Source organism: Mycobacterium sp. NPDC048908 (genome assembly GCF_043197955.1).
GTDB lineage: Bacteria > Actinomycetota > Actinomycetes > Mycobacteriales > Mycobacteriaceae > Mycobacterium.
This window is the reverse complement of sequence record NZ_JBICUE010000001.1, coordinates 635,529-659,448: the sequence shown is the minus strand read 5'-3', so window position 1 is coordinate 659,448 and position 23,920 is coordinate 635,529. Positions and strand designations below refer to the sequence as shown.

Annotated in this window: 22 protein-coding genes and 1 pseudogene; 6 read left to right on the top strand and 17 right to left on the bottom strand. The window is 66.8% G+C overall.

Annotation, left to right across the window (positions count from 1 at the left end):
* Positions 1 to 4: 4 nt before the first annotated feature.
* The 8 genes from ACGFK1_RS03200 to dxr form a co-directional block, all read right to left on the bottom strand.
* Positions 5 to 1,819, bottom strand: a complete 1,815-nt coding sequence (locus tag ACGFK1_RS03200; RefSeq protein WP_393425427.1) for a penicillin-binding transpeptidase domain-containing protein — start codon at positions 1,817 to 1,819, stop codon at positions 5 to 7.
* Between the two features lie 55 nt (positions 1,820 to 1,874).
* Positions 1,875 to 3,119 (bottom strand): DUF1501 domain-containing protein, encoded by a 1,245-nt coding sequence (locus tag ACGFK1_RS03195; RefSeq protein WP_393425424.1) that lies wholly within the window; start codon positions 3,117 to 3,119, stop codon positions 1,875 to 1,877.
* A gap of 10 nt (positions 3,120 to 3,129) precedes the next feature.
* Entirely contained in the window at positions 3,130 to 4,452 is a 1,323-nt protein-coding gene (locus tag ACGFK1_RS03190; protein WP_393425421.1) for a DUF1800 family protein, read from the bottom strand.
* Between the two features lie 97 nt (positions 4,453 to 4,549).
* Entirely contained in the window at positions 4,550 to 5,209 is a 660-nt protein-coding gene (locus ACGFK1_RS03185) for a GNAT family N-acetyltransferase (RefSeq protein WP_393425418.1), read from the bottom strand.
* An 11-nt stretch (positions 5,210 to 5,220) separates the two neighbouring features.
* Positions 5,221 to 6,075 (bottom strand): GNAT family N-acetyltransferase, encoded by an 855-nt coding sequence (locus ACGFK1_RS03180; protein WP_393425416.1) that lies wholly within the window; start codon positions 6,073 to 6,075, stop codon positions 5,221 to 5,223.
* 55 nt (positions 6,076 to 6,130) lie between these two features.
* On the bottom strand, positions 6,131 to 7,294 hold the full coding sequence (gene ispG / locus ACGFK1_RS03175; protein ID WP_393425413.1) for a flavodoxin-dependent (E)-4-hydroxy-3-methylbut-2-enyl-diphosphate synthase: 1,164 nt from the start codon (positions 7,292 to 7,294) through the stop codon (positions 6,131 to 6,133).
* Positions 7,295 to 7,302: 8 nt separating this feature from the next.
* The gene (locus ACGFK1_RS03170) at positions 7,303 to 8,529 is read right to left on the bottom strand and encodes a M50 family metallopeptidase (RefSeq protein ID WP_393426328.1); all 1,227 of its coding nucleotides are present in this window, start codon (positions 8,527 to 8,529) and stop codon (positions 7,303 to 7,305) included.
* A complete protein-coding gene (gene dxr / locus ACGFK1_RS03165; protein WP_393425410.1) occupies positions 8,529 to 9,704 on the bottom strand; it encodes a 1-deoxy-D-xylulose-5-phosphate reductoisomerase in 1,176 nt (391 codons plus the stop codon). Before dxr ends, ACGFK1_RS03170 begins: the two co-directional genes overlap by 1 nt.
* Positions 9,705 to 9,977: 273 nt before the next feature.
* Here dxr and ACGFK1_RS03160 point away from each other — a divergent pair, with 273 nt between their 5' ends.
* Positions 9,978 to 10,526: a fasciclin domain-containing protein gene (locus ACGFK1_RS03160; RefSeq protein ID WP_393426325.1), complete on the top strand. Its 549-nt coding sequence runs from the start codon at positions 9,978 to 9,980 to the stop codon at positions 10,524 to 10,526.
* Between the two features lie 353 nt (positions 10,527 to 10,879).
* Positions 10,880 to 11,602, top strand: coding sequence for a peptide-methionine (S)-S-oxide reductase MsrA (gene msrA, locus ACGFK1_RS03155; RefSeq protein ID WP_393425408.1), 723 nt, complete (start codon positions 10,880 to 10,882; stop codon positions 11,600 to 11,602).
* Here the strand turns inward: msrA and sigI are convergent.
* Entirely contained in the window at positions 11,589 to 12,422 is an 834-nt protein-coding gene (gene sigI, locus ACGFK1_RS03150) for an RNA polymerase sigma factor SigI (protein ID WP_393425405.1), read from the bottom strand. The two genes, msrA and sigI, sit on opposite strands and share 14 nt — an antisense overlap.
* Before the next feature lie 81 nt (positions 12,423 to 12,503).
* Here sigI and ACGFK1_RS03145 point away from each other — a divergent pair, with 81 nt between their 5' ends.
* Together ACGFK1_RS03145 and ACGFK1_RS03140 are read left to right on the top strand one after the other, a co-directional pair.
* Entirely contained in the window at positions 12,504 to 13,340 is an 837-nt protein-coding gene (locus ACGFK1_RS03145) for an NAD(P)H-binding protein (RefSeq protein ID WP_393425402.1), read from the top strand.
* Positions 13,341 to 13,355: 15 nt separating this feature from the next.
* Positions 13,356 to 13,799: a nitroreductase family deazaflavin-dependent oxidoreductase gene (locus ACGFK1_RS03140; protein ID WP_393425400.1), complete on the top strand. Its 444-nt coding sequence runs from the start codon at positions 13,356 to 13,358 to the stop codon at positions 13,797 to 13,799.
* On the opposite strand, the gene ACGFK1_RS03135 is transcribed toward ACGFK1_RS03140, so the two are convergent.
* The 3 genes and pseudogenes from ACGFK1_RS03135 to ACGFK1_RS03125 all read right to left on the bottom strand — a co-directional run bounded on the left by ACGFK1_RS03135 (position 13,796) and on the right by ACGFK1_RS03125 (position 16,276).
* Positions 13,796 to 14,605 carry a DUF4097 domain-containing protein gene (locus tag ACGFK1_RS03135; protein ID WP_393425398.1) on the bottom strand — a complete coding sequence of 270 codons (810 nt, stop codon included), beginning with the start codon at positions 14,603 to 14,605 and terminating at the stop codon, positions 13,796 to 13,798. The two genes, ACGFK1_RS03140 and ACGFK1_RS03135, sit on opposite strands and share 4 nt — an antisense overlap.
* A 26-nt stretch (positions 14,606 to 14,631) precedes the next feature.
* Positions 14,632 to 15,114: a histidine kinase gene (locus ACGFK1_RS03130; protein WP_393425395.1), complete on the bottom strand. Its 483-nt coding sequence runs from the start codon at positions 15,112 to 15,114 to the stop codon at positions 14,632 to 14,634.
* 38 nt (positions 15,115 to 15,152) lie between these two features.
* Positions 15,153 to 16,276 (bottom strand): annotated as a pseudogene (locus tag ACGFK1_RS03125) (TIGR03619 family F420-dependent LLM class oxidoreductase).
* 38 nt (positions 16,277 to 16,314) lie between these two features.
* On the opposite strand from ACGFK1_RS03125, the gene ACGFK1_RS03120 reads away from it, so the two are divergent.
* A complete protein-coding gene (locus ACGFK1_RS03120; protein WP_393425392.1) occupies positions 16,315 to 17,598 on the top strand; it encodes a cryptochrome/photolyase family protein in 1,284 nt (427 codons plus the stop codon).
* On the opposite strand, the gene ACGFK1_RS03115 is transcribed toward ACGFK1_RS03120, so the two are convergent.
* Entirely contained in the window at positions 17,599 to 18,432 is an 834-nt protein-coding gene (locus ACGFK1_RS03115; protein WP_393425389.1) for a mycofactocin-coupled SDR family oxidoreductase, read from the bottom strand.
* A 152-nt stretch (positions 18,433 to 18,584) separates the two neighbouring features.
* Between ACGFK1_RS03115 and ACGFK1_RS03110 the strand changes: the two genes are divergently transcribed.
* The gene (locus ACGFK1_RS03110; RefSeq protein ID WP_393425386.1) at positions 18,585 to 18,839 is read left to right on the top strand and encodes a DUF2631 domain-containing protein; all 255 of its coding nucleotides are present in this window, start codon (positions 18,585 to 18,587) and stop codon (positions 18,837 to 18,839) included.
* A 5-nt stretch (positions 18,840 to 18,844) separates the two neighbouring features.
* Here the strand turns inward: ACGFK1_RS03110 and ACGFK1_RS03105 are convergent, their stop codons facing one another.
* From ACGFK1_RS03105 to ACGFK1_RS03090, 4 genes are all read right to left on the bottom strand, one after another.
* Positions 18,845 to 19,429 carry a hypothetical protein gene (locus tag ACGFK1_RS03105; RefSeq protein ID WP_393425384.1) on the bottom strand — a complete coding sequence of 195 codons (585 nt, stop codon included), beginning with the start codon at positions 19,427 to 19,429 and terminating at the stop codon, positions 18,845 to 18,847.
* Between the two features lie 86 nt (positions 19,430 to 19,515).
* Entirely contained in the window at positions 19,516 to 20,697 is a 1,182-nt protein-coding gene (locus ACGFK1_RS03100; protein ID WP_393425381.1) for an FAD-dependent oxidoreductase, read from the bottom strand.
* A gap of 97 nt (positions 20,698 to 20,794) precedes the next feature.
* Positions 20,795 to 21,370 (bottom strand): DUF2867 domain-containing protein, encoded by a 576-nt coding sequence (locus ACGFK1_RS03095; protein WP_393425378.1) that lies wholly within the window; start codon positions 21,368 to 21,370, stop codon positions 20,795 to 20,797.
* Between the two features lie 15 nt (positions 21,371 to 21,385).
* Positions 21,386 to 23,920, bottom strand: a complete 2,535-nt coding sequence (locus ACGFK1_RS03090) for an ABC transporter permease (protein ID WP_393425375.1) — start codon at positions 23,918 to 23,920, stop codon at positions 21,386 to 21,388.

Here is a 23,920-nt window from a genome sequence, read left to right as displayed (position 1 = left end):
GGTGTCACGCCAGGTAGTCGGGCGGCAGCTGGTCGAACATGCCCTTGAGCATCCGCACCGCGTACTCCGACGACCCGCCGCCGACGATGAGCGCCGCGAACGCCATGTCGCCGCGGTAGCCGGCGAACCATGAGTGCGAACCGCCATTGAATTCGGCCTCACCCGTCTTGCCGCGCACATCGCCCGAACCCGCCAGATCCTTGGCGGTGCCGTTGGTCACCACCAGTCGCATCATCGGTCGCAGCCCGTCGAGCATCTTCTGCGAAATCTGCGTGTGGTCGCCGGTGACCACCGTCTGCCGCCCTTCAATCAGTTGGGGCACAGGCGTTTTGCCTGCCGCCACCGTCGCGGCCGCCAGGGCCATCCCGAACGGCGTCACCAACACCTTGCCCTGACCGAAGCCGTCCTCCGTGCGCTCCGCGAGGTTCACCGTGGGCGGCACCGAACCGGTGAGCGTGTCGATGCCCTCGATCTGATAGTCGGCGCCGAGCCCGTACTGGGCCGCGGCCATCGTCAAGCCGCGCGGGGGCATCCTGCTCGCCAATTCGGCGAATGTGGTGTTGCAAGAACTCGCGAAGGCCCGCGACATCGGCACGACGCCGAGGTCGAATCCGCCGTAGTTGGGCACGGTGCGGTGGCCGATGTCCATGGTGCCCGGGCAGCCGAGCAACGTGTTCGGCGTGGCCATATCGCGGTCGATCGCAGCGCCCGCGGTGACGATCTTGAAGGTCGATCCCGGCGGATACAGCCCGGTGGTGGCCAGTGGTCCCTCGGCGTCGGCGGACGAGTTCTGCGCGACGGCAAGGATCTCGCCGGTCGACGGCTTGATCACCACGATCATCGCCTTCTTACCGGTCGTGTTGACCGCGTTCTGCGCCGCGTTCTGCACCGATCGGTCCAGGCTGATCGTGACCGACGGCGCCGGAGCACCCTGCACCTCGTTCAGCACGTCGACGTCCACGCCGTTCTGGTTGACGCTGACGATGCGCCATCCGGCCTCGCCGTCGAGTTCGTCGACCACCGCCTTTTTGACCTGACTGACGATGTCGGGTGCGAACGTGTCGTCGGTGGGCAGCAGCTCGGCCTGCGGGGTGACTACGACACCAGGCAACGCGTCGATCGCGCCCGCCACCCTGTCGTGATCGGACTGGCGCAGCGTGATCAGGCTCATCGACTCCTTCGAGGAGCTGGCCTGCTCGGCGAGCCGCTGGGGGTCTAACGTGTTGTCGAACTGCCGCAGCGCGTCAACGACGGCCCGCGCGGTCGGCATCAGCGCAGCGCCTGCCGATTTCGCGTCCAGCGCATAGTGATACAGGTTGCCGGGCACCAGTACATCGGTGCCGCCGCGCTCATTGACCGACGCTCTGCGGGGCGGGTCGGCGCGCAGCGCGAAGGTCTGGTGCTCACCGAGTCGCGGATGCAATCCGGTGGCGCTCCAGCGCACCTCCCACTTCCCTTCGTCGCGGACCATGTTCAGCTGCCCGTCGTAGGTCCACGTCCGGTTCTTCGGCAGATGCCATGTGTAGCGGTAGGTGATGCTGCCGGTGTCGTCGGCGTACTTCGAGCCGAGGATCTGCGCATCCAGGCGCTGGGCCTGCAGCCCGGCCCATGCCTCGTTCAAAGCGGCACGTGCGTCAGCGGGTTTATCGGCCAGGTCGGCGGCGGCCGCGGTGTCGCCGGTCGCGAGTGCGGCAAAGAACTTCTGCGCCGTCGGTTCCGGTCCGTTCGGTTTCGGGGTGCACGCGTTCAGCGAGGCGATCAGAGCAGACGCAGTCAGCAGACCCGCCAAGCGTGTTGCAGATGAGAGCCAAGTTGCCATTGGGGCTGATGTTACGAATTCGACACCTCGATGCCGTGGAGGCGCACCGTGACGTTCAGGACAGGAATCCGATGTCGCGGCGCCCGGCGCCGATCACCGGCACCGGATCGGTGTTGACCGTGTGCACCAACAACTCGTGATACACGTCGCGGAAATCGGTCGTGCCCTTCAGGTCGCCGTCGTCGAGATCCGAGAGGCTGGGCTGCTCGCCGTAGAAGCCGCCGTTGACCGGTTGCCCAGCGATCAACACCGGACCCGCGGTGCCGTGGTCGGTGCCTTGCGACGCATTGGCCGCGACCCGCCGACCGAACTCCGAATAGACCATCACGACAACGTCCTTGCCGTGCTCGGTGGTGCTCATCGCCTTGAGGAACGGCGTCAGCGCGTTGTCGACGACCCGCAGCAACTTCTGCTGTGCCCCACGTTCGTCGGCGTGCGTGTCGAAGCCACCGAGCGCGACCATGTACACCCGGGCAGGCACGGCCGCCTTGATGCACGTGCTCACGACGTTCAGTTGCGCCGACAACGGATTACCGCGATCCATGTTCGGCGCGGTCAGGCCGCCTGCACTAGGGACGAGCGACAGCGCCGACGCGCCATCGCCGAGCACGGGCGCAATCGACGCGTTGAAAGCCCGACTGGAGCGGTAGGCGGCGCGAATCGCTGACATCGGCTTGGTATCGCGCGGATCGTCGACGCCCACGGTGTCGAGCGTGCCGGCGACCTCGGCGGACATCGGCGCGAAGTCGCCGGCCAGCGCGGAGGCGGTGCGCTTTTGCCCCACCGCCATCGGCGGGAGTACCGCACCGATGTTGATGGCCCGCATCGGATCGTCACCGGTCGCGTCGAGCCAGCGGCCGATCCAACCGGTGGGCACCGGCGATTGCGGCGATGCGGTCTGCCAGATGTCCATCGAGCGGAAGTGACTGCGATCGGGCTTCGGGTAACTCACGCCGCGCACGATCGCCAGCTTCCGTTCTGTCCACAACTCGTGCAATCCCGTCAGTGCAGGGTTGAGGCCTAGTTCGGTGTCGAGTGGCAGCACATCGCGTGGGGCGTAAGCCAAATCGGGACGGGCGTCGTGATAAGCGTTGTCCGCGAACGGGATAACGGTGCTGAGTCCGTCATTGCCACCGTAAAGTGTGACGATCACCAGCACGCCTTGTCCGTCTGCCAGCTTCGCGCGCTGGGTCGCGTCGTGCAGATCGGCCATGCTGCAGGACGCCACGCCGGCCAGCAGTCCTGCCGCCCCGACGCCGACGCTGGCGGTCAGGAACTTGCGGCGATTCATTTCAGGCACGTCAAAACCATTACGTCGTAAGGTATTCGGGCGAATTGACGGCCGCGGTGAAGAGCCCCTTGGCATTCTTGGTGAACGGTTTCAGCGCCGCGACCGTCTGATCCGTCCATGCGCCGACGCCGATCAGGTAACCGGTAGCGTCGATACGCTCGCTGACGGCTGCGTCGTCGATCACCGAGATGTCACCGCGTTCGGCGAGCTGGTGGGCGACATAGGCCTGCGTGCTGATGCTTGCCGTCGACACCCACGCCCTGCCGTGTGGCCATCCCGCGACATCCGGCGGGTACAGCGGTCGTTGCCCGAGCGTCGTCAGGATGTCGAGGGCTACCCGCCGCAGTCCGGGGGTGTCGAGCGCCAACCCGAGCGTGCGGGCCAGGCCGAGCAGCCACTCCACCGGGCCGTTCACCGACGCACCTTTGACGAACTCGGGATCGAGCAGAATCGCTTTCGTCAATGCCTTCAGGTTGCGCGTCGGGCCGTACGCCGTGACAAGCCGTCCCAACGCCTGCGGCGACGGCTGGATGTCGGAGGCCAGCTGCTGCCATAGCCTGCCCGCCACATGCGGCGCCGACGCCGGGTGGTTCACCACGGCGTTGCAGAACGCGGCGGCGTCCAGGTCTCCCGACTTCTCGAGCACCGACTTGTGCCTGCCGTCGTGCCTTTCCTCCAGCACGCTGGTTCGGCCGTCGGGCGCGATGGTCCACCCGGTCAGCGCCCTGGCGCCCTCCTTGACGTCGGCCTCGGTGTAGCCGTTGCCCTGGCCAAGCGCGAACAGCTCCATGAATTCACGCGACAGATTCTCATTGGGCGACGACGCTACATTGTCCTCGCCGTCCAGCCAGGACAGCATGGCGGCGTCGGTCAGCATCGCGTACGCGAGCACGCGGAAGTCGCCGAGTTTGAGTGCGCGCAACTTTCGATTCTGGGCGCCCATGTAGGTGGAGAACTGAACCTTCGCCGCGGACGTCGCAAAGTGGTTGTGCCAAATCAGCGTGAGCTTTTCGTGGATTGGTTCGTGCACCGCGACGATGCGGCCGACCCACCACTCGGCTAGCTCCTCCGCTTGCTCGGACACCAGGTCGTTCCACCGCTGTACCGCAGCGGCGAAGTCCTCGCCGTCGTTCCACTTCGGGTATTCAGGGACCGACGACACGATTGGCATCGGTGTGGCGCGGGCGCCGGGATCGGCGTCGGGGTCGGAATCGAGCACCTCATCGAGATACGTCGACCAGTCCTTGCCGACGACCGCGTCGACCCGCGGCCCGGTCGTGCCAAACCCTGTGCGTCGCAACAGACGGGCGGTGGCAATCCACCGCGAAGACTGTGCTGACATACCCGACCCCCAGTCGCTGCGGGCAGGTTAGCAAATGCGTCGCGACGACGTAGCGCGAGCGCGGGAGCTCATTGCAAAGGCAATGACAATTGCCGGATCAGGGCCCGGCGGCGGGCGCGCGCACCACCAGCGGGACCGCCGGGAAGTAGGCGGCCATCTCAGAGCGCGACTTGCGCAGCGCCGCCGTGCCGTAACCCTGCTTGCGGTAGCCGGGATGGATCCAGATTCGGACGTTCACTTCGCCGCCGGACAATTCGCCGAACACCATGCCGACCTTCTCCGAGCCGTCGACGGCCACCAACCAGGCCGCCTCCTCTGCATCGACCCGGTCGAGGGCGGCGCGGATCTCGTCGTCGAGGTCACCGGGCGGAGCGCCCGACCCGTCACCCGCGGCGCGCACGTCGCCAGTACGGGCGGCGAAGATATCGCGGTCCTTCTCCGCGGCGAACGGCCGCAGCACCAGGTTCTGTCCCGCGCTGACGGGCTGCTCGGCGATGAACGTCAGCTGACCGTTCAGATCCTCGAGTTCCGCGGCGATCCTGTCCCGGGACACCTTCGTCAGCCGGTCGAACGACAACCTCAGCACCGCCTCGGCCGCCACCGGCGTGGTGGGGACCAACCGGGCGATCGCCTCGATGGCGGCGTCGTAGTCCTCCGATTCGACGACCGCGTCGAGCAGTTCGTGCCGGCGGTCGAGCGCACGGACCATCGCACGGGCGATCTCTCTGCGTTGGATCTTGTCGTCGTGGTCGGTCATAGCGCCAGACGCTAGTCCAGTAGGACGGTGGCGAAGGTGCCGACCTGTTGAAAACCGATGCGCGCGTAGGTCGCGCGGGCGACGGTGTTGAAGTCGTTGACATACAAGCTCGCGACGCGGCCGCTGCGCACCACAGCCGAGGCCAGCGTCGCGGTGCCCGCGGTGCCAAGCCCGTGGCCGCGGTAGTCGGGATGCACCCAGACGCCCTGAATCTGCCCGACAGACGGCGACTGCGATCCGACCTCCGCCTTGAACACCACCTGGCCGCGCTCGAACCGGGCCCACGCCCGGCCCGCGGCGATCAGGCCCGCGACGCGACGCCGGTAGCCGCGCCCGCCGTCGCCGATGCGCGGATCGACGCCGACCTCGCCGATGAACATGTCGATGGCCGCCACCAGATAGGCGTCAAGCTCGTCGACGCGAACCGGGCGGACGGCCGGGTCCATCGGCGACTGCGGCGTCGATGCCAATGCCATCAACGGCTGCTGCTCTCGCACATCGCGTGCGGGTCCCCAGGCCTGCTCGAGGCGGCGCCACATCGGCATCACGAACTCGGCGCGGCCAACCAGTGAGGAGCAGCGACGCGCGGTGCTCATCGCCTTGTCTGCGAAGGCATTCAGGTCGGTCAGCTGACCGCGCAGCGGAATCAGGTTCGCGCCTGCGTAGCACAGCGACTCGCTGACCCGCCGACGCGTCCACAGCTCACCGCCGATGGCCGACGGCTCGACACCGTGTTCGGCGACACGCGACGCCACCATGCAGGAACCCACCGGATCGTCGTCGAGCACCTGGCGCACCGCCGCGGCGTCATGGACCACCGATACCCGTCGGTCGTCGACGAGGCGAAATAGCGGCGGAGCCGACATGAAGACTCTTTCTGACCGATCCCGGGGCTGGGTGACCCCGCTCACAGGGTCATGCTCAGCTTACGGTGACAACCGGCGAACCGCTCGCAGATGTTTCCTCGCCACGTTCTTCCGCGATTCGCATCGCTTCTTCGATCAACGTCTCGACGATCTGGGCTTCGGGCACGGTCTTGATCACCTCGCCCTTGACGAAGATCTGTCCCTTGCCGTTTCCGGACGCGACGCCAAGGTCCGCCTCGCGCGCCTCGCCGGGACCGTTGACGACGCAACCCATCACGGCGACGCGCAGTGGGACGTCCATGCCCTCCAGGCCGGCGCTGACTTCGTTGGCCAGAGTGTAGACGTCGACCTGCGCGCGACCGCAGGACGGGCACGAGACGATCTCGAGCGACCGCGGGCGCAGGTTCAGCGACTCCAGGATCTGGTTGCCGACCTTGACCTCTTCGATCGGCGGCGCCGACAACGACACCCGGATGGTGTCGCCGATGCCCCGCGACAACAATGCGCCGAACGCCACCGCTGATTTGATGGTGCCCTGGAACGCCGGGCCCGCCTCGGTGACGCCGAGGTGCAGCGGGTAGTCGCACTGCGCGGCCAATTGTTCGTAAGCCGCGACCATGACCACCGGGTCGTTGTGCTTCACGCTGATCTTGATGTCGCCGAAGCCGTGCTCCTCGAACAGCGACGCTTCCCACAGCGCCGATTCGACGAGCGCCTCAGGGGTGGCCTTGCCGTACTTCTCCATGAACCGCTTGTCCAGACTTCCGGCGTTGACGCCGATCCGGATCGGGATGCGCGCGTCGCCGGCGGCCTTGGCCACTTCGGCGACCCTGCCGTCGAATTCCTTGATGTTGCCGGGGTTCACCCGCACCGCGGCGCAGCCCGCGTCGATGGCGGCGAAGATGTACTTCGGCTGGAAGTGGATGTCGGCGATCACCGGGATCTGGCTGTGCTTGGCGATCTCGGGCAGCGCGTCGGCATCTTCCTGGCGTGGACAGGCGACCCGCACGATGTCGCAGCCCGACGCGGTCAATTCGGCGATCTGCTGAAGCGTGGAGTTGACGTCGTGGGTCTTGGTGGTGCACATGGACTGCACCGCGATCGGATGGTCGCTGCCGATGCCGACGTTGCCGACCATCAACTGGCGGGTCTTGCGGCGCGGCGCGAGCGTGGGAGCAGGCGGGGCCGGCATACCCAGCCCGATTGCCTGGCCTGTCATGGGTTCTCCTACTGGAATGGTCTGATCGGATTGACGAAGTCAGCGGTCACCGTGAGCGCCATGTAGCCGATGACGAAGACCAGGATGACGTACGTGGCCGGCATGAGTTTGAGGTAGTTGACCGGCGGCGCCGCGTCGATGCGGCGCGCTTTGCGAATCATATTGCGGATCTTCTCGAACACCGCAATCGCGATGTGGCCGCCGTCGAACGGCAACAGCGGCACCAGGTTGATGGCACCGAGCACGAAGTTCAACTGGGCCAGGAAGAACCAGAACGCCATGAAATAGCCGTGTTCGAATGCGTCACCGCCGATGATCGAGGCGCCGACCACACTGATCGGAGTCTCCGGATCGCGTTCGCCGCCGCCGATGCTGTGCACCAGCGCGCCGATCTTGGTGGGGATCTTCGCCAGTGACTTGCCCAGTTCGACGGCGAGGTCACCGGTGAACGCGGCCGTGCCGGGAACGGCGGTCAGCGCGTTGAAGTGCTGGTATTTGATGGGGCCGAACTCCGACGCGGAGATGCCCACCGCCGAGACCGTGGTGGGTGCGGTGGCGTCTTTGGAGGTCCAGCGCGCAGTGCGGGTGACGTCGACCATGGTGGTGAACTTGCTGCCGTCGCGCTCGATGACGAACTGCGTCGGGCCGGTCAGCGCGCGTACCGCGGCCACCATCTCGTCGGGGTTCGACACGTCCTTGTCGCCCACCTTGACGATGACGTCGCCCGCCTTGATACCCGCGGCGGCCGCAGGCCCGATTCCCTCACACTTGCCCATCTGGTCTTTGCTGAGTTGCGGTGCGACACAAGAAGTTTCGGCAACGTAGGCGGCTGGCTGGGGATGCAGGTTCGGCAGCCCCCAGATCAACGCCATCCCGTAGATCAGCACCAGGCCGATGACGAAGTTCATGCCGGGGCCGGCGAACAGCACCAGCACCCGCTTCCAAGTCTTCTGCTTGTACATCGCGTAGGGCTCATCTTGCGGCGCGATCTCGTCGATCGCGGTCATGCCCGCGATATCGCAGAAACCCCCGAGCGGGACGGCCTTGACGCCGTATTCGGTGTGACCGAGTTTGTTCGGCCTGCGCGTCGACCACAGCGTGGGGCCGAACCCGACGAAATAGCGGCGCACCTTCATCCCGGTCGCGCGCGCCGCCCACATGTGGCCGCATTCGTGCAGCGCCACCGACACCAGAATGAAGAGCGCGAACAGCGCGACGCCGATGATCCACATCATCATTTGGTGGTGACGACCTCCCGGGAAACTGCGCGCTTTGCCCGCTCGCGGGCCCAGCGTTGCGCATCGAGTACGTCTTCCACGGTAGCGGGTTCGGCCGCCCACTGGTCGGCAGCGCGCAGGACCTCGGCGATCGTTCGCACAATCGCCGGGAACCGGATCCTGCCATCCAGGAAGGCCTCGGCGGCTTGTTCGTTGGCGGCGTTGTAGACCGCGGTCAGGCAGCCACCCTTCGTGCCCGCTTCCTTCGCCAACTCGACGGCCGGGAACACCGTGTTGTCGAGCGGCTCGAAATCCCAGCTCGACGCGGTGGAGAAATCGCAGGCCAGGGCCGCGTCGGCCACCCGCGACGGCCAGCCAAGCGCCAGCGCGATAGGCAGCTTCATGTCCGGCGGGCTGGCCTGGGCCAGCGTCGAGCCGTCGGTGAACGTGACCATCGAGTGCACGATCGACTGCGGGTGCACCACGACGTCGATGCGGTCGTACGGGATGTCGAACAGCAGGTGGGTTTCGATCAACTCCAGGCCCTTGTTGACCAGTGACGCCGAGTTCAGCGTGTTCATCGGGCCCATCGACCAGGTGGGGTGCGCGCCCGCCTGCTCGGGGGTGACGTCCTCCAGTCGCTCGGCGGACCAGCCGCGGAACGGCCCGCCGGACGCGGTCAGCACGATCTTGGCGACCTCGTCGGCGGTGCCGCCGCGCAGGCACTGAGCCATCGCGGAGTGCTCCGAGTCCACCGGCACGATCTGGCCCGGCTTGGCGGCCTTGAGCACCAGCGGGCCGCCCGCGACCAGCGACTCTTTGTTGGCCAGTGCGAGCCGCGCGCCGGACCCCAGCGCGGCCAGGGTGGGCTTCAGCCCCAGGGCGCCGACGAGGGCGTTGAGCACGACGTCGGTCTGGGTGTTCTCGACGAGTTGGGTGGCGGCGTCCGTCCCGGCATAGGTGACCTCGCCGAGCTTGGCGGCAGCGGCGTCGTCCGCAACGGCGATGTTCGTCACGCCCGTCTCGGCGCGCTGCTGGGCCAGCAGGTCGGGGTTGCCGCCGCCCGCCGCCAGCCCGACGATCTCGAACCGGTCGGGGTTGGCGGCGATGACCTCCAGCGCCTGGGTGCCGATCGAGCCGGTGCTGCCGAGTATCAACACTCGGGTTCTGCTCACCGACCTATTGTCGCGCACTCGCCACTCCCGCGAACCCACGTTCGTGCTGAGGGAAAAGTGACGCAAATATGACGTGACCCATCCGTGACGGGCCTCACTCCGAATACCCGGTGTCAGAGCAAAGCGCGGGCACCACGCCCGTCACGACAAGGGAGTCACAGCGTCATGAAACTTTTTCACCCTCAGGCGATCTCGGTGGCGGGCTTGGCCGCGGTCGCGGTCCTCGGGCTGTCGGCGTGTTCCAACGACACGTCCACCGCCGCTCCGGCGCCGACCGCTTCGTCCTCGCTGATGGACGCCACCAGCGCCGCGCCGAAGCCGATGGACCAGCCGGTCGATGCAGGCTCCGGGCTGGTCGGGCCGGGTTGCGCCGACTACGCCGCGCAGAACCCGACCGGGCCCGCTTCGGTGACCGGTATGGCGCAGGATCCGGTGGCGGTGGCGGCGTCGAACAACCCGCTGCTCACCACGCTGACCGCCGCGCTATCAGGCAAGCTGAATCCGAACGTGAACCTGGTGGACACCCTCAACGGCGGCGAGTTCACCGTGTTCGCCCCGACCGATGCGGCGTTCGCGAAGATCGACCCGGCCACAATCGACAAATTGAAGACCGACTCCAACCTGCTCAGCAGCATCCTCACCTACCACGTGGTGCCCGGCCAGGCGAGCCCCGGACAGGTCGTCGGCATGCACAAGACCGTGCAGGGCGGCCAGGTCGACGTGACCGGCATGGGCGACAACCTGAAGGTCAACAACGCAGGCGTGGTGTGCGGCGGGGTCCGTACCGCCAACGCGACCGTGTACCTGATCGACACGGTCCTGATGCCCCCGGCCGCGTAGGCCACCGATCCCCCACCAGACGAGGCGGCCCGCCCCCACCGGGCCGCCTCGTCGTGTGCCCTCATCACCAATCAACGACGTTGTCTCACAACGACGCCCGCTTCGACCCAGGCTACGAAGTGCAGACATGACGCCCCTCATCGCAATCGGCTTCATCGGCGGACTGATCACCGGCATCTCGCCGCCATTGACGTCTGGGCGTACTCCTGCATCAACTGTGAGCCCACGATCCCCATGTCGTTGCCGAAAGGGCTGCAGGTGTTTTCGTTCACCTACGGATGACGAACGCACTGTCATAGTTTGGTAAGCAATGTCCCGACAGTTTGAGCCGTCGGCGTCACTAGCCTGAACCCGTGAGCGTCAAAGCGGGCACAGTCCTGACACTGTTCGTGGCATTGGGCGCCGCGCTGTTCGCTGTGCACCTGGGTATCGAACCGGCCCCACGTGCCAACGCCTCGGTAGCGGTTCCGAATCCGGCGATCGACGAGCCCGTGGGTGAACCCGGTACGACCGAGACCGCTTTGCTTGCGGGCGGCTGCTTCTGGGGCGTTCAGGGCGTCTTCCAACATGTGAAGGGCGTATCGGCGGCGGTCTCCGGCTACGCGGGCGGCGACGCGTCGACGGCCCAGTACCAGACGGTGGAAACAGGCACCACCGGGCATGCCGAATCCGTGCGCATCTCTTACGATCCCAGCCAGGTGACGTTCGGCCAACTGCTGCGCGTGTTCTTCGCGGTCGTACACGACCCGACGGAAGTGAACCGGCAGGGACCAGACGTCGGCGAACAGTATCGCTCGGCGATCTTTCCCCAAAACGACATGCAGCAGCGGATCGCCGACGCCTACATCGCGCAACTCAATCAACGGAACGTCTTCGACGCTCCGATCGTCACACAGACGAAGAAGGACTCCGGCTTCTTCCCTGCGGAGGACTACCACCAGGACTACCTGAACTCACATCCGACAGCGCAGTACATCGCGACCTACGACATGCCGAAGCTCGACGAAGTCCAGCATCAGTTCCCGAACCTCTATCGCGCACAACCCGTTCTGGTTCATCCGGTCAACCGCGGCTAGCCGCGGACGGATCGACGGTGGCCTCGATCTTCACGACCCGACCGTCGATCACTGTCAGCATCAGCACCACGGACAGCTCCCGGCCCGCGAACCCGAGCACCTCCCCCTCGGGCCCGGTGACCAGAGTCAAGCTGCCGCCGAGGAAGCGAAGGAGGTTGGGCGCCACCGCATCCCGGCCATGGTTGAGCTGCGGCGGTCCGCCTCCGACGAACGTGGCCACACCCCACACCGTCGGGTCCAGCACCGCGGCCAGGGACTCCAGATCGCCGTTCGCGCACGCGGTGATGAACTTCTCGGTGACGATCCTGTGCTCGACATCCGGCACCTCCGACGGCCCTGACTTTGCGGAGTCGGCGAACTTGGCCCTGGCCCGCCGCGCCAGCTGACGACACGTACCGACAGGCCTGCCCACCGTCTCGGCAATCTGCTCGAACGGCATTCCGAACACGTCGTGCAGGATGAACGCCACCCGCTCTCCGGGGCTCAATCGCTGTAACACTTCCAGCAGCGCGGTACGCACCTCATCGTCGAGCGTGACGCGATCGACGGGGTCCGCGTTTCGCGCAGGGACGACATCGAGAGCGCCTGAATCATCAACCTGTTCGTGCCGAGCCCGCGCTGACCGCAAATGATCCAGGCAGAGTCGCCCCGCGACAACCGTCAGCCAGGCGCGGACGTCGTCAACATCGGAAGCACGCGACAGTCGGAGAAACGCCTCCTGCGCGACGTCCTCAGCCTCCCCCACATCGCTGAGCATCTGATACGCGAGGTTCACCAGATACGGGCGATGGCTGCGTACCGCGGCGTCTACTGGAGTCATGAAGTGATGACGACGCGCGGGTTCGAAAAGTTACGTCGGCCGTTCGGTAACTTTTCACCGCGGGCCGCCGTCCTTGCCTTCATGAACACAATTCTCGTCACCGGCGCAACCGGCAACGTCGGTCGCCCACTGGTCAATGAACTCGCAGCAGCAGGCGTCGGGGTGCGCGCCGTGACCCGGCAGCCCGACGTGCGCTTCCCCGACGGCGTCACGGTCGTCCGCACCGCAGAGGAAGGCTTACCGGGCGCCACGGCGGTGTTCCTGAACTCGCGCGCGCTCGGCGACCGACTCGAGCCACTCATCCACGACGCCCGCAAAGCCGGCGTCACGCGTCTTGTCGCCTTATCGGCCATCAACGCCGACGACGACTTCTCACGCCAGCCGTCGCGGGTCCGCGGTGACCGCAACAGAGAGGTCGAACAACTCGCCGTCGACTCTGGCCTGGAATGGGTGAGCCTGCGCCCCACGGTGTTCATCACCAACTTCTTCGGCATGTGGGCGCCGCAGATACAAGCCGGCGATGTGGTCAGCGGACCGTATGCAACCGCGTCCACCGCACCGATCGTCGACCGTGACATCTCGGCTGTCGCGGCCACGGCACTGCTCACCGACGACCTCGTCGGCCGCAAGATTCCGATGACCGGGCCGAATGCGTACACCAACACCGAGATGGTGGAGATCATCGGCGCCGTCCTCGGGCGGCGGCTGCGCTACCAGGAGGTGCCCCCCGAGCTCGTGCGTCAGCGATTCAGTGGGATCGGCTTCTCCTCCGAGTTCGCCGACGCCTACCTCGCGTTCCTCGAGGCCACCGTCGACAAGCCCGCTCTCGTTACCCACGAGGTGGAGAAGATCCTCGGTAGGCCAGCCGAGACCTTCGCGGACGCGGTTTCCGCACACCAACACCTATTCACCAAATAGCCCGGGAGACAATCAATGTCAGAGTTGCGCCCACCGCGGTATCTGAAGCCGATGAACAAGTTCATGATGGCCGTGCAGAAGCTCGGCCTACCCACCGGCCCGGCGATGGTGCTCACGGTGCCTGGCCGCAAGACCGGTAAGCCGCGCAGCACGCCGATGACGCCGTTCGAGCACGACGGCGGCCTCTACGTGGTGGCTGGTTACCCGGGGGCCGACTGGGCATCCAACGCAAGGGCGGCCGGAGCGGGCGTCCTCTCGCGCGGACGCAAATCGCGCCGCGTGAAAATCGTCGAACTCGACGCGGCGCAATCGCGTCCCGTGCTGCGGGCATTCGCGGTCAAGGTGCCCGTCGGGGTCGGCTTCGCCAAGCGCGCGGGTCTGGTCCGCGACGGCGCGCCGCACGAGTTCGCGGCACTGGCAGGCAAACTCACGGTGTTTCGGTTCGACCCCGGCGACTAGCCGTGCGAACGCGCGTCCACGGAGGCCCGCTGCACGACGACGTCCCCAGAGGCGGTTTGGGCGTGGACGACGAGCGTCTCGTCACCCGGTGACGGGCCGTCCGACTGAGTCAACGAGTTGTGCACCGCCCCTGACCTGGTGTGCACGTCGAGCTTCGCCGCGGTTCCCTCGGCGATTCCGACCATGACGTCGCCGCTCGCGGTCTGCGCCGAGACGCCGCCGCTGACAGCGCTCGCGACAGTGACATCGCCGGAGGCGGTCCGCGTGTTGAGCTGCCCGCGTAGCCGCTTGACCACCACTGAGCCACTCGCCGCGCGGAACTTCAGATCTCCGTCGAGAGTTCCGATCACGGCGTCACCTGACGCCGTCGACACCGATGCCGAGCCGCTGACGTCGGCCACTGTGATACCGCCGGATGCACTGTCCGCCTTGAGGTTTCCCAACACCGAACCGACCTCGACATCGCCGCTCGCCGACGCGAACACGCAGTCGGCGTAGGACCCGTCGGCGGTGATGTCCGCAGACGCTGCTGCCGTATTCAGCCGTGAACCGGATGGCAGCGCGATGTCGACGATGACCGCACCCCTGCGCGGGAACGAGAATCCGCGCCGACTCGACACCAGCAGACCGCCGTTGTTGAACTCGACACGCACCTGCTCGGCGGCTCTGACGTCGTGGCTGCATGATTCGTCACGCGGCCGCACGTCGACCACGGTGTCGTCGCGGTCGCTGGCGATCATCCGTACGGATCCGGCCGAGATCTCCGCGGTCGCTGTAATGGGTTGTGGGGTATCGAATTTCGGCATCACTTCTCCTCATCGGTCTGGTGGGACTAGCGGACCCAGCCGCTGAAGTGCTTGCCGGTACCCCCGCGGGGGCGCCGCGGCCCACCGAGCGCGGCGGTGACCGCGCGAACCAGCCACGCGTTCACCGACACCCCGTCGCCGCGTGCTGCCGCGTCGACGCGAGCGCGCAACTGCTCCGGCATGCGCAGCGTGACCCGCCACGTGCCGCGGTCGTCGTCGGACTCCGGCGTGACGAAAGAGTCGCTGGATTCGGCCGTCCCCACTTCCAAGCCCGACGACACGGTGAATTCCGGGTCGCGGCCGCGTAACCGAACGTCGACCGAACCCGGCGCGAGCTCGCGGGTGATCTGCTCGGCCGCCTCGGACAGTGCCTCGAGCAGTGCCAGCCGGACGGCCGATTCCAGCGGCGCGGTCAGCCGATCGGCAAGCGCCTCGGCATCGGGGCCGCCGGCCGCGGCCGCCACCGATAGCTCGTGACGCACCGCGGCCACGTACGGCTGCAGCTCCATGATGTCATGGTGACACCACTATGGTGTCACCGCAAGCTTCAGGTTGACGCACCGCTTCTGAGCTGCTCCATCAGCCCATGCAAATCGAGTTGGCCGCGGTGGGCGACCAGCATGTCGCCCTGGAAGCGGTCGATGTGGATGCCCGCGATGCACACCTTGGCGCCAGTGGGCGCCACCCCGCGGAACTCTCCGGTGTGGGTGCCGGTGAACCGGCATCGCGAAATCCCGTGAGACCCGTCGACGAGCACTTCCTCGATGACGTGATGGCCGTCCGGAAATGCGCGGATGAACTCCTCCAGATGGGCGCGCCACTCGTCCCAGCCCAACGGCTGCGAGCTGCCCACCTCGACCCCCAACCGGGGCGACACCAACGCTTCTACTGTCGACCAATCACGCCGGTCGACCGCCGCGTACAAACACGCCACCAGCTCCCGCACCGCCTCATCTGACGAATGTGCCACAAAGCCAACGATATTTATCCGCGCACCTTCGCGATGATCGTTTCGGCGAAGCGCGGTCAGCTTCTGCACGAGCCGACCGCATCGTCCCAGGCATAGGCGTAACCGATCCAGCCGTCGCACAGCCGCGCCGCACGCCGTAGCGCCGCTTCGGATTCGCCGCCGCAGAGAATGGGCACCGGCGCGTCGGGGTGCGGCTCGATCATCAGCTCGGGGACGTGGTAGTGCTCGCCGCTCCAGGACACCCAGCCGCCCCGCCACAGCTGCCGCAGCGCCGGAAGCATCTCGTTGAGCCGCTTGCCGCGAGTGTCGAAGTCCTGGCCGAGCAGCTCATACTCCTCGCGCATCCAGCCGACTCCGACGCCGAGCGACACCCGGCCCTCTGACAGCACCGCCGCCGTCGCGACTTGCTTGGCCACCTCGATCAACGGACGCGCAGGCGCGACGTAGACGGCGTTGGAGAATCTCAGCCGTTGCGTCACCGCCGCCATCGCACCGATCAGCACCCCACTGTCGGGCCATGGGGTTTCAGGCGCCCACCCGGGCCGACCCGTCGGCGAATCGGGATAGGGAGAGAACAGCTCGCGCGGATAGATCAGGTGGTCGGAACAGATCAGCCCGTCATAGCCCGCCTTGTCGAACATCCGCGCCACCGCGAGAATCTCCGTGGTCTGCATGAACGGGGTGCCGCTCCAAAACTGCATCCTGTTTCTTTGGCGCGAATTTTGGGCAGCATCAATGGATGCCCACACTGTTGTGGTTCCGACGCGATCTTCGGCTGTACGACATGCCGGCGTTGCTCGACGCGGCGGCCGCCGATGGCGAGGTACTCGCCTGCTACGTGCTTGACCCGCGGCTGGAAGCGTCGTCCGGTCCGCGCCGACTGCAATACCTGTACGAAGCGCTGCGCGACGTGCGTGACCGCCTGGACGGCAGGTTGTTGCTCACCCGTGGCCGCCCAGAACAACGGATTCCTCAGGTGGCCAAGCAGATCGGCGCGACGTCGGTGCACGTGTCGGCGGACTATTCACCGTTTGGCCGGCGACGCGACGACGCGGTTCGCGATGCGCTGGGCGATGTCGCGCTGGAGGAGTCGGGTTCGCCGTACCTGGTGTCACCGGGCCGGGTGACCAAGGGCGACGGCACGCCGTACAAGGTGTTCACGCCGTTCTACGACGCGTGGCGGCGGCACGGTTGGCGTACTCCAGCGGACTCGGGTGCCGAGTCCGCGCGCTGGATCGATCCGGCGAACGTGCCCGGCGGCGTCGACATCCCTGACGCGGGAGTGCAGTTGGACCTGCCCGCCGGCGAGGCAGCCGCTCGTCGGCAGTGGGCGAAATTCGTTACCGGCGGCCTGGATACGTACGCCGAGGATCGCAACCGACCCGACCTCGACGCCACCAGCCGGATGTCGGCACACCTGAAGTTCGGCGCCATCCACCCCCGCACCATGGCCGTCGATCTGGGCCGCGGCAAGGGTGCGCAGGCGTACCTGCGGGAGTTGGCGTTTCGCGACTTCTACGCCGCGGTGCTGCACGACCGACCCGACAGCGCGTGGTGGAACTGGAACAGATCGTTCGACGCCATCCAAGTCGACGAGGACGAAGCGCTCTTCGCGGCGTGGAAGGAGGGCAGGACGGGTTATCCGATCGTCGACGCAGGCATGCGACAGCTGGCCGAGACCGGCTGGATGCACAACCGCGTGCGGATGATCGTGGCGTCGTTTCTGGTGAAGGACCTGCACCTGCCGTGGCAGTGGGGCGCGCGGTGGTTCCTCGAGCAGTTGGTGGACGGCGACATGGCCAACAACCAACACGGTTGGCAGTGGGCCGCCGGCTGTGGCACCGACGCGGCACCGTACTTCCGCGTGTTCAACCCGACGACCCAGGGGGACAAGTTCGACCCGGACGGAGCCTATGTTCGGCGCTGGGTGCCCGAGGTCGACGACGCCGACTATCCCGAACCGATCGTCGACCACGCCGCCGAACGCAAGGAGGCGTTGCGCCGCTACACCGAAATCGGGTAGTCACTTGGCGGTGAGACCGGCGTCGACCGGCAACTGGATGCCCGTGATGTAGCGGCCGGAATCTGCGCACAGATACAGCATCGCCTCGCTGATGTCGGCGGCATCGATCAACTCGACGGGCAGCAAGTTGTCGAATGCGGCCAGTGCCTCGGGATGCTTGCCGAAGTACTGCTCCGCGTACGCGTTGATCAGCATCGGTGTCGCCACCCCGGTCGGGTGCACGGTGTTGACTCGAATGTTCATCTCGGCGAGCGCCTTTGCGTAGTACCGCATCAGCCCGATGACGCCGTGTTTGGCGGCTTGATATCCCGCCAGGCCATGGTTGAGAAGTTCGTAACTGGCACATAGGCCGTTGAGACCGGCTGTCGAACTGGTGATGACAATGGCACCGCCGTCACCATGGCCGACGAGCGCGGGCAGCGCCGCTTCGATGGTGTAGTACACACCGTTGAGCAGGACGTCGACCGCATCGACGTAACACGCGACGGCGTTGAGTTCGTCGTCGGTGGCGGGCAGGATCCCGGCGTTTGCGAGCACGAAGTCGAGCCGACCGAATTCCGCGACGCCGCTGGCGACCACGGCCTTGAGCCGCTCGAAGTCGCGGACGTCGCCCGGCTCTGCGACGATCCGCCTACCCGTCTTCTCGACCAGGTTGACCGTCTCGTCGAGATCTTCTGGAGTGGCCATGGGATACGGCACGCTGGGTATCTGGTTGCACAGATCGAACGCGATGATGTCGGCGCCCTCTTCGGCGAACCTGACCGCGTGCGAGCGGCCTTGACCTCGTGCCGCGCCGGTGATGAACGCGACCTTGCCTTCCAACCGCCCCGCCATGGCCATCCCCCTTCGGCGCGCAAACGACGCTACGCCCCGCACCACCACGAGGTCAGCAAACCGAGAAACGTGAGCAGGACGGGTCTACGGCCGCCCGTAGTAGCCCTGTGCCAGAATGTCTGCAGATTCGCCCCCGATCGTGAGGAGCAGCCGTGGCCAGCACCGAGGTGGAACGACACACCGGCGTCGACGTCGAAGATGTGCCCTCCGCGGCGTGGGGTTGGTCGAAGGAGAACCACAAGTTGATCCACATCGGCGGACTGCTGTCGGCCGTGTTCATGCTCGCGATGCTGCGCGGCAATCATGTCGGCCACGTCGAGGACGGCTTCCTCATCGGGTTTGCGATCCTGATTCTCGTCGTGGTCGCGCGTGACTGGTGGCTGCGCCGCCGGGGCTGGACCCGGTAACCACCTCAGACCGAGTGCAGCGGGCGGATCGATTTCGTCTCGACCCGAAACAGCTCTTCGGTCGCGCCGCCCGCATCTGTGACGACGAGGCCCGCGGCCAGCAGGGCGTGCGATTTGAACGCCCGTGCGGCCGTGCTGACCCGGTGCGTCACCGTGTCCGCCGCCCTGCCGAGGCCGGTCGGCCACCGCCTGCCCCACACGATGACCTCGGTGGCTCCTCGCCCCAACACACGGCTCACCTCGGCGCGCACATCCGCATCGCTGGCGAGGACGTCCGCGCCGACGGCCAGCGTTCCGCCTGGCGCCGAGTTCCTGACCGTCGACAGCAAACCCTCCTCCACGTCGAGTGGTGTGACTCCCAGGATCGTCAGCGGGCGGGCGTCCCCCGCCGCCACCGTCACGTTGACATCCCATCCGGCGCGCGCGCGGTCGCACAACCATCCGCCCGCGGATTGCGGCACGTCCTGTGCGGTGGTGGCGACGACATTGAGTTGATACCGCAGCAGCGCGCCCGCGCCTGACGGCACGGAGTCGGCGGGCAGGACACCCGCGGTGGTCTTGTCGTCAGCGATGTAGGAGCGGGTTGCCATCTCTAGAGCGTGACAGTTTGGCCATGATCTGTAAAGGTTCGATTTTCAGCTGGAACGGGCCCCGCCGACCGTTACGTCCATGGCGATCACCGGGCGCGCGAGTGAGACGCGGGTAGGTGGCTGAGTTCGGCCGCGACGTCACGGTGGCTTGTCATCTGTAGGAATTTCGTCATCGCCCGCGTCGCAAGGGAATCCGGAATCCGCCCTGCCAGCCGCAGCACCGGTTCACTCTGCGGTTGCTGACGCGACGTCACCCACGACACTGCGGCAAGTGGCCGCCGCCGGGTCCGCTCATACCACCGCAGCGCGCCACACAAATCGAACCTGCTGGTGACCGACAGCGCCTTGCGCAGCACCATCGTGTCGAGCAGCGCCTGATTCGTTCCCTGCGCGAGGATGGGCGGCATCGTATGTGCGGCGTCACCCAGCAGCGTCACTGCGCCGCGCCGACTCGGCCGCCGTATCTGGTGCCGGAAATGAGGGAAGGGCGAGTCAGCCAGGTCATCGTCGGTCAACGTGGCGAGTACCCGATCGACCGCGTCGGACCATCCGCCGAAGTTCGCGCGAATCATCTCGATGGGGCGGGCCGGTCTGACGAAATCCCGCGACCAGGGCATCTCGAACCACCACTGCACATCTGAGCCGCCCGCGGGCCACAGGCCCACGTTGCCGCATGCGCCGATCATCTGCACGGCGACGTCCTGGTCGACCACGCCAGGCAACGTGCTCATCCCCTGCCAACTGCACCAGCCGGTCGGCTTCGCAGTTCGCCCACCGATGACGTCCCGAACCATCGAGTGCAGCCCGTCGGCGCCGATCACCAGGTCAGCGCCGACGCTGCTGCCGTCCTCGAAGCGCACCTGCACTCCGGTGGCGCGATCCAGCACTTCGACAGCGCGGGCATTGCAGCGAATGCGGTCGCCGGGAAAGCCGTCCAGCAGGCGGTCGAGCAGCACGCGCCGGGGCACCTGCCGGACGGCCCCGCCGAGCCGATCCGCCACCGACGCGAGGTCGATGGTCATCACGCTGCGGCCGGTCGATGTGGCGATCCGAGCCGAAGACAGCGGCTGCCCAACCCCTTCCATGTCGACGCCCAGCTGCGCCAGCACCGTCGACCCGGTGGGCCAGATCGTCACCGAGCCACCACCCGGCCGCATGTCTCGGCGGCGTTCGACAACGGTGACGTCGTGCCCGTCGCTCAACAATGCCCGCGCGACGGAAACACCGCCCACGCCGGCGCCGATGACCAGGACCCGAAGCGCCGTCATCGCGGTGCTCCAGCGTGGGCGTTCAACACGGCCGGCGGCAAAACCATTGCGTCTCCTTGTGATTCATGCGGCAGTGAGGCTGGTCCGGCGGCGTCGGTCAATAGTTGTGGCAGGTCGACCATTTCCGGCCCACCCAGCTCAACAGCCGCGGGTAGATGATCAGGTATCGAAGCGGTGCGATCGCCGCCAGATAAGCGCGGCCGAGTAATCCGTTGGGTTTGACCAACATCGCTATCTGACCGTGGTAGCCGCCCGGCCCGTGCTGCGTCCAGCCGACGTGGACGACGCCGTGCACGGTCTTGTTGATCAGTTCGGCCGCCCACTCGCTGTCCGTCTGGTACAGCGGCACAAGACCCATCGGCAGGGTCACCGGCGGCGCGTCGTCTGCCAACTCCTCGGGCAGCCGTCGACGCAGACTCGGTCTGCCGCTGCCGGCGAGTTTGCCGTCCCAGCCGAACATTCGGCCGACGGTCTCGCGTATCGCGAACAGTGTGCCGACCAGTGAACCCGGTCTGCGGGCCTCGTCGAAGCCGGTCAAGATCCGCACCAACCGCGGAAAGTCGTCCTTGCCGCCAGGTGTCGGCAGGGCCCACACCCCCTCGAACCGAAAGTCGCGTGTGACGCCGTGGATCAGCCACTGTTGCGTAAAGTGCTCGCTGTCAGGAAGTTTCATCGGATCGCCGCCAAGTCACTCATCGCGCAACGCTGTCGCGGGTGCCGCCTGAGTGTTCTTCCAGGCGGGCACGACCGCCGCGACGACTGCGGCGGCCGCGGCGAACACGGAGTACTTGATCGCTTCCGGCCACGGAAAGCTCAACGGGCTCAGTGACCCCACGACGACGACGGCCGCCCGCCGCACCGCCTCGGTGATGGCGACGGAGAGCACCGCGCCGAAGCCGGCACCCACCGCGCCTGCGATGATCGCTTCTACCGTGGTGATGGCGAAGATCTTCGACTTGGTTGCGCCGAGCGCCTGAATGAGCGCCATCTCACGCTGTCTGCGCAATCCGACGAGCAACAGCGTCGCCGACACCGAGACGAAGGCGATGGCGAGAAGCCCGTATTCGAGCGCGTTCAGCGGCACCAGGAAATTGTTGGCGCCGTCGGCTATCTCGTTGCGGTAGCTGGCCGAATTCACCACTTTGACAGGTTGAGTGAAGGTCGCCGAGTGGATCTCGTTTGCAATCTGCTCGACCGGAACGCCGTGGTCCGGCACGACGCGAACCAGCCCGGCCGGGTGGGAGCCGTAGATCGCCTGTGCCGTCGGGAACGGCATGTAGATTCGTCGACCACCGAGTTCCGGGGTGGCGACTATGGTGCCGACGACCATCGTGCGCGCACGGGTGCCTGTCCCGAGACGCATCGAGTCACCGACGCGAAGGTGCTCGTCGCGCGCGAGCGTGCTGCCGACGATGAGCTCGTCGGCGTGCATTGTGTCCTGCTGGGGCTGTCCTGCCACCACGGGAAACGGCAAAGCCGTATCATCCTCGGCGCGCACGTACGCCGATGCGCCGTCGGCCAGGGACACCTGGATCTCCACCATCCGCTCGACATGCCCGACGCCCGGCAGCGACGCCAACTTGGTGATCGTTTCCGGGGAGAACCCGGAGTCCAGGCCCTGCCAATTGTTGAATCGTGACGTGGTGGCGACCAGCCGACCGGTGGCCTGCGCCTTGGCGAGGACCTCGGAACTGCTGCTGATTCCGACGAGAAACGACGACAGTACCGATGCGATGACGACCGGCACTGCGACAGCGCCCGCCATCGCCGTGGTGCGTGACGCATCGGCGCGAAGACCGGTGAGCGCCACCCGCACCGTGGCGCCGCGCGCCCGGTTCTGCGGAATCCGTAACAGGGTTATCAGCTGGGCACTCAAATATGCTGCGGCCGAGAGAAATCCGACGATGGCCAAGACGACCGCGATGCTGGCGACGACAGCCTGCCATTGCTGCAGGCCACCCGACCGCGTCGTGATCTCGGTAGCGGCGACGCCGGCGCCGCCGACGATCAGCAGCCCCGCCGCTTTGGGCCAGATTCTGCGGGATTCCATGTTCGTCTGCGGCGCACGACCGGAGAGTTCGGATGCGATCGCGGTTTTCAGCACCGACAAGCCGGGCAGCGTGGCGGCCAGGACGGCCAACAGCACTCCGATCGCCACTCCGACGGCGGGGATCCACGGGTGGACCACCACCGAGACGTTCACCCCGAGAAAGATCTGTGTCAGCTCGCTGGCATGCGCGACCACGGGATGGGCGATGGCGACGCCTGCAAGCACCCCGAGGGTCGATCCGATCGCCCCGAGCACGGCGGCTTCGGCGAGGAATCCGGTCACCGTGGCCAGCGGTGAGGCGCCGTGGGCCGCGGCCACAGCGACCTCGTGTCGGCGCTCCTCGACCGAAAGCCGGGTGATCTGCGCGATCAGGATGACGCCCACTCCCACCGCGATCAGCGCGAAGATCGCCAGCAACGGCAGCAGCGCGGCGTTCACGTCGATTCCGGCGTCGGGGTCGCTTCGGGTCAGGACGCTGTAACCCGGTCCGAGCGCGGCGCGGATCTGCGCCTGAATCTGTGGTGCCTTCGAATCGTCGACCAAGGTGACATAAAGCAGGTCGGCCCGATCGCCCCTGGCGAATTGCGCCTTGGCGGTGCTCAGCGGGAGCACCACGGCGAGGCCGTTGTTGACGGTGTCGAGTTGGGACGTGTGCAGTACCCCGGTCAGCGGCAGCTGCCCCTCGTCGGTCACCAGTGTCGTCGGCTGACCGGCCCCTGTCGCGAAAATCGTTGAGGTGGCGGGCACGGGCGGTTCCTGTCGGCCTGGTGGACAGACGGCGGGGTCGATGATCCACCGCGCGGTGCAGTCGAGTCCGAGGGTCAGCACGTAGTCCTCACGGTCCGCGGTGCGCGCCAGAGTCACCGCGCGAACGATGGGGGCCGCCGCCGAAACGCCTTCTACCTGGCGCACTTTCGCTATCGCCTGCGCGTCGATGCCGCCTTCAGCGGCCGCACCGACGACCCGCAGCGGCGCGGGCCCGCCGATCTGGTAGCCCACGTTGTGGACGGCGTCGCTGACGCTGGTGGCCTCGATCATCACGGCGACGACGACGGCCACCCCGCCGCCGAGCGACACGGCGGCCAACAGCGCGCGAAAGCTGTGCCGGCGCAGCGCCCGCAGATTGATGATGCGAAGGACGCTCAGTGTCGCAGCCAGCGGTCGACGCGCCAC

What these genes read in the sequence shown, in the direction of transcription:
- ACGFK1_RS03105 (WP_393425384.1), bottom strand. Translation starts at nt 19,429, where the DNA reads ATGGCAACCCGCTCCTACATCGCTGACGACAAGACCACCGCGGGTGTC.
- ACGFK1_RS03160 (WP_393426325.1), top strand. Translation starts at nt 9,978, where the DNA reads ATGGACGCCACCAGCGCCGCGCCGAAGCCGATGGACCAGCCGGTCGAT.
- ACGFK1_RS03130 (WP_393425395.1), bottom strand. Translation starts at nt 15,114, where the DNA reads ATGGAGCTGCAGCCGTACGTGGCCGCGGTGCGTCACGAGCTATCGGTG.
- ACGFK1_RS03185 (WP_393425418.1), bottom strand. Translation starts at nt 5,209, where the DNA reads ATGACCGACCACGACGACAAGATCCAACGCAGAGAGATCGCCCGTGCG.
- ACGFK1_RS03115 (WP_393425389.1), bottom strand. Translation starts at nt 18,432, where the DNA reads ATGGCGGGGCGGTTGGAAGGCAAGGTCGCGTTCATCACCGGCGCGGCA.
- ACGFK1_RS03120 (WP_393425392.1), top strand. Translation starts at nt 16,315, where the DNA reads ATGCCCACACTGTTGTGGTTCCGACGCGATCTTCGGCTGTACGACATG.
- ACGFK1_RS03135 (WP_393425398.1), bottom strand. Translation starts at nt 14,605, where the DNA reads ATGCCGAAATTCGATACCCCACAACCCATTACAGCGACCGCGGAGATC.
- ACGFK1_RS03170 (WP_393426328.1), bottom strand. Translation starts at nt 8,529, where the DNA reads ATGATGTGGATCATCGGCGTCGCGCTGTTCGCGCTCTTCATTCTGGTG.
- ACGFK1_RS03095 (WP_393425378.1), bottom strand. Translation starts at nt 21,370, where the DNA reads ATGAAACTTCCTGACAGCGAGCACTTTACGCAACAGTGGCTGATCCAC.
- ACGFK1_RS03100 (WP_393425381.1), bottom strand. Translation starts at nt 20,697, where the DNA reads ATGACGGCGCTTCGGGTCCTGGTCATCGGCGCCGGCGTGGGCGGTGTT.
- ACGFK1_RS03190 (WP_393425421.1), bottom strand. Translation starts at nt 4,452, where the DNA reads ATGTCAGCACAGTCTTCGCGGTGGATTGCCACCGCCCGTCTGTTGCGA.
- ACGFK1_RS03180 (WP_393425416.1), bottom strand. Translation starts at nt 6,075, where the DNA reads ATGTCGGCTCCGCCGCTATTTCGCCTCGTCGACGACCGACGGGTATCG.
- ispG (WP_393425413.1), bottom strand. Translation starts at nt 7,294, where the DNA reads ATGACAGGCCAGGCAATCGGGCTGGGTATGCCGGCCCCGCCTGCTCCC.
- sigI (WP_393425405.1), bottom strand. Translation starts at nt 12,422, where the DNA reads ATGACTCCAGTAGACGCCGCGGTACGCAGCCATCGCCCGTATCTGGTG.
- ACGFK1_RS03200 (WP_393425427.1), bottom strand. Translation starts at nt 1,819, where the DNA reads ATGGCAACTTGGCTCTCATCTGCAACACGCTTGGCGGGTCTGCTGACT.
- ACGFK1_RS03145 (WP_393425402.1), top strand. Translation starts at nt 12,504, where the DNA reads ATGAACACAATTCTCGTCACCGGCGCAACCGGCAACGTCGGTCGCCCA.
- ACGFK1_RS03140 (WP_393425400.1), top strand. Translation starts at nt 13,356, where the DNA reads ATGTCAGAGTTGCGCCCACCGCGGTATCTGAAGCCGATGAACAAGTTC.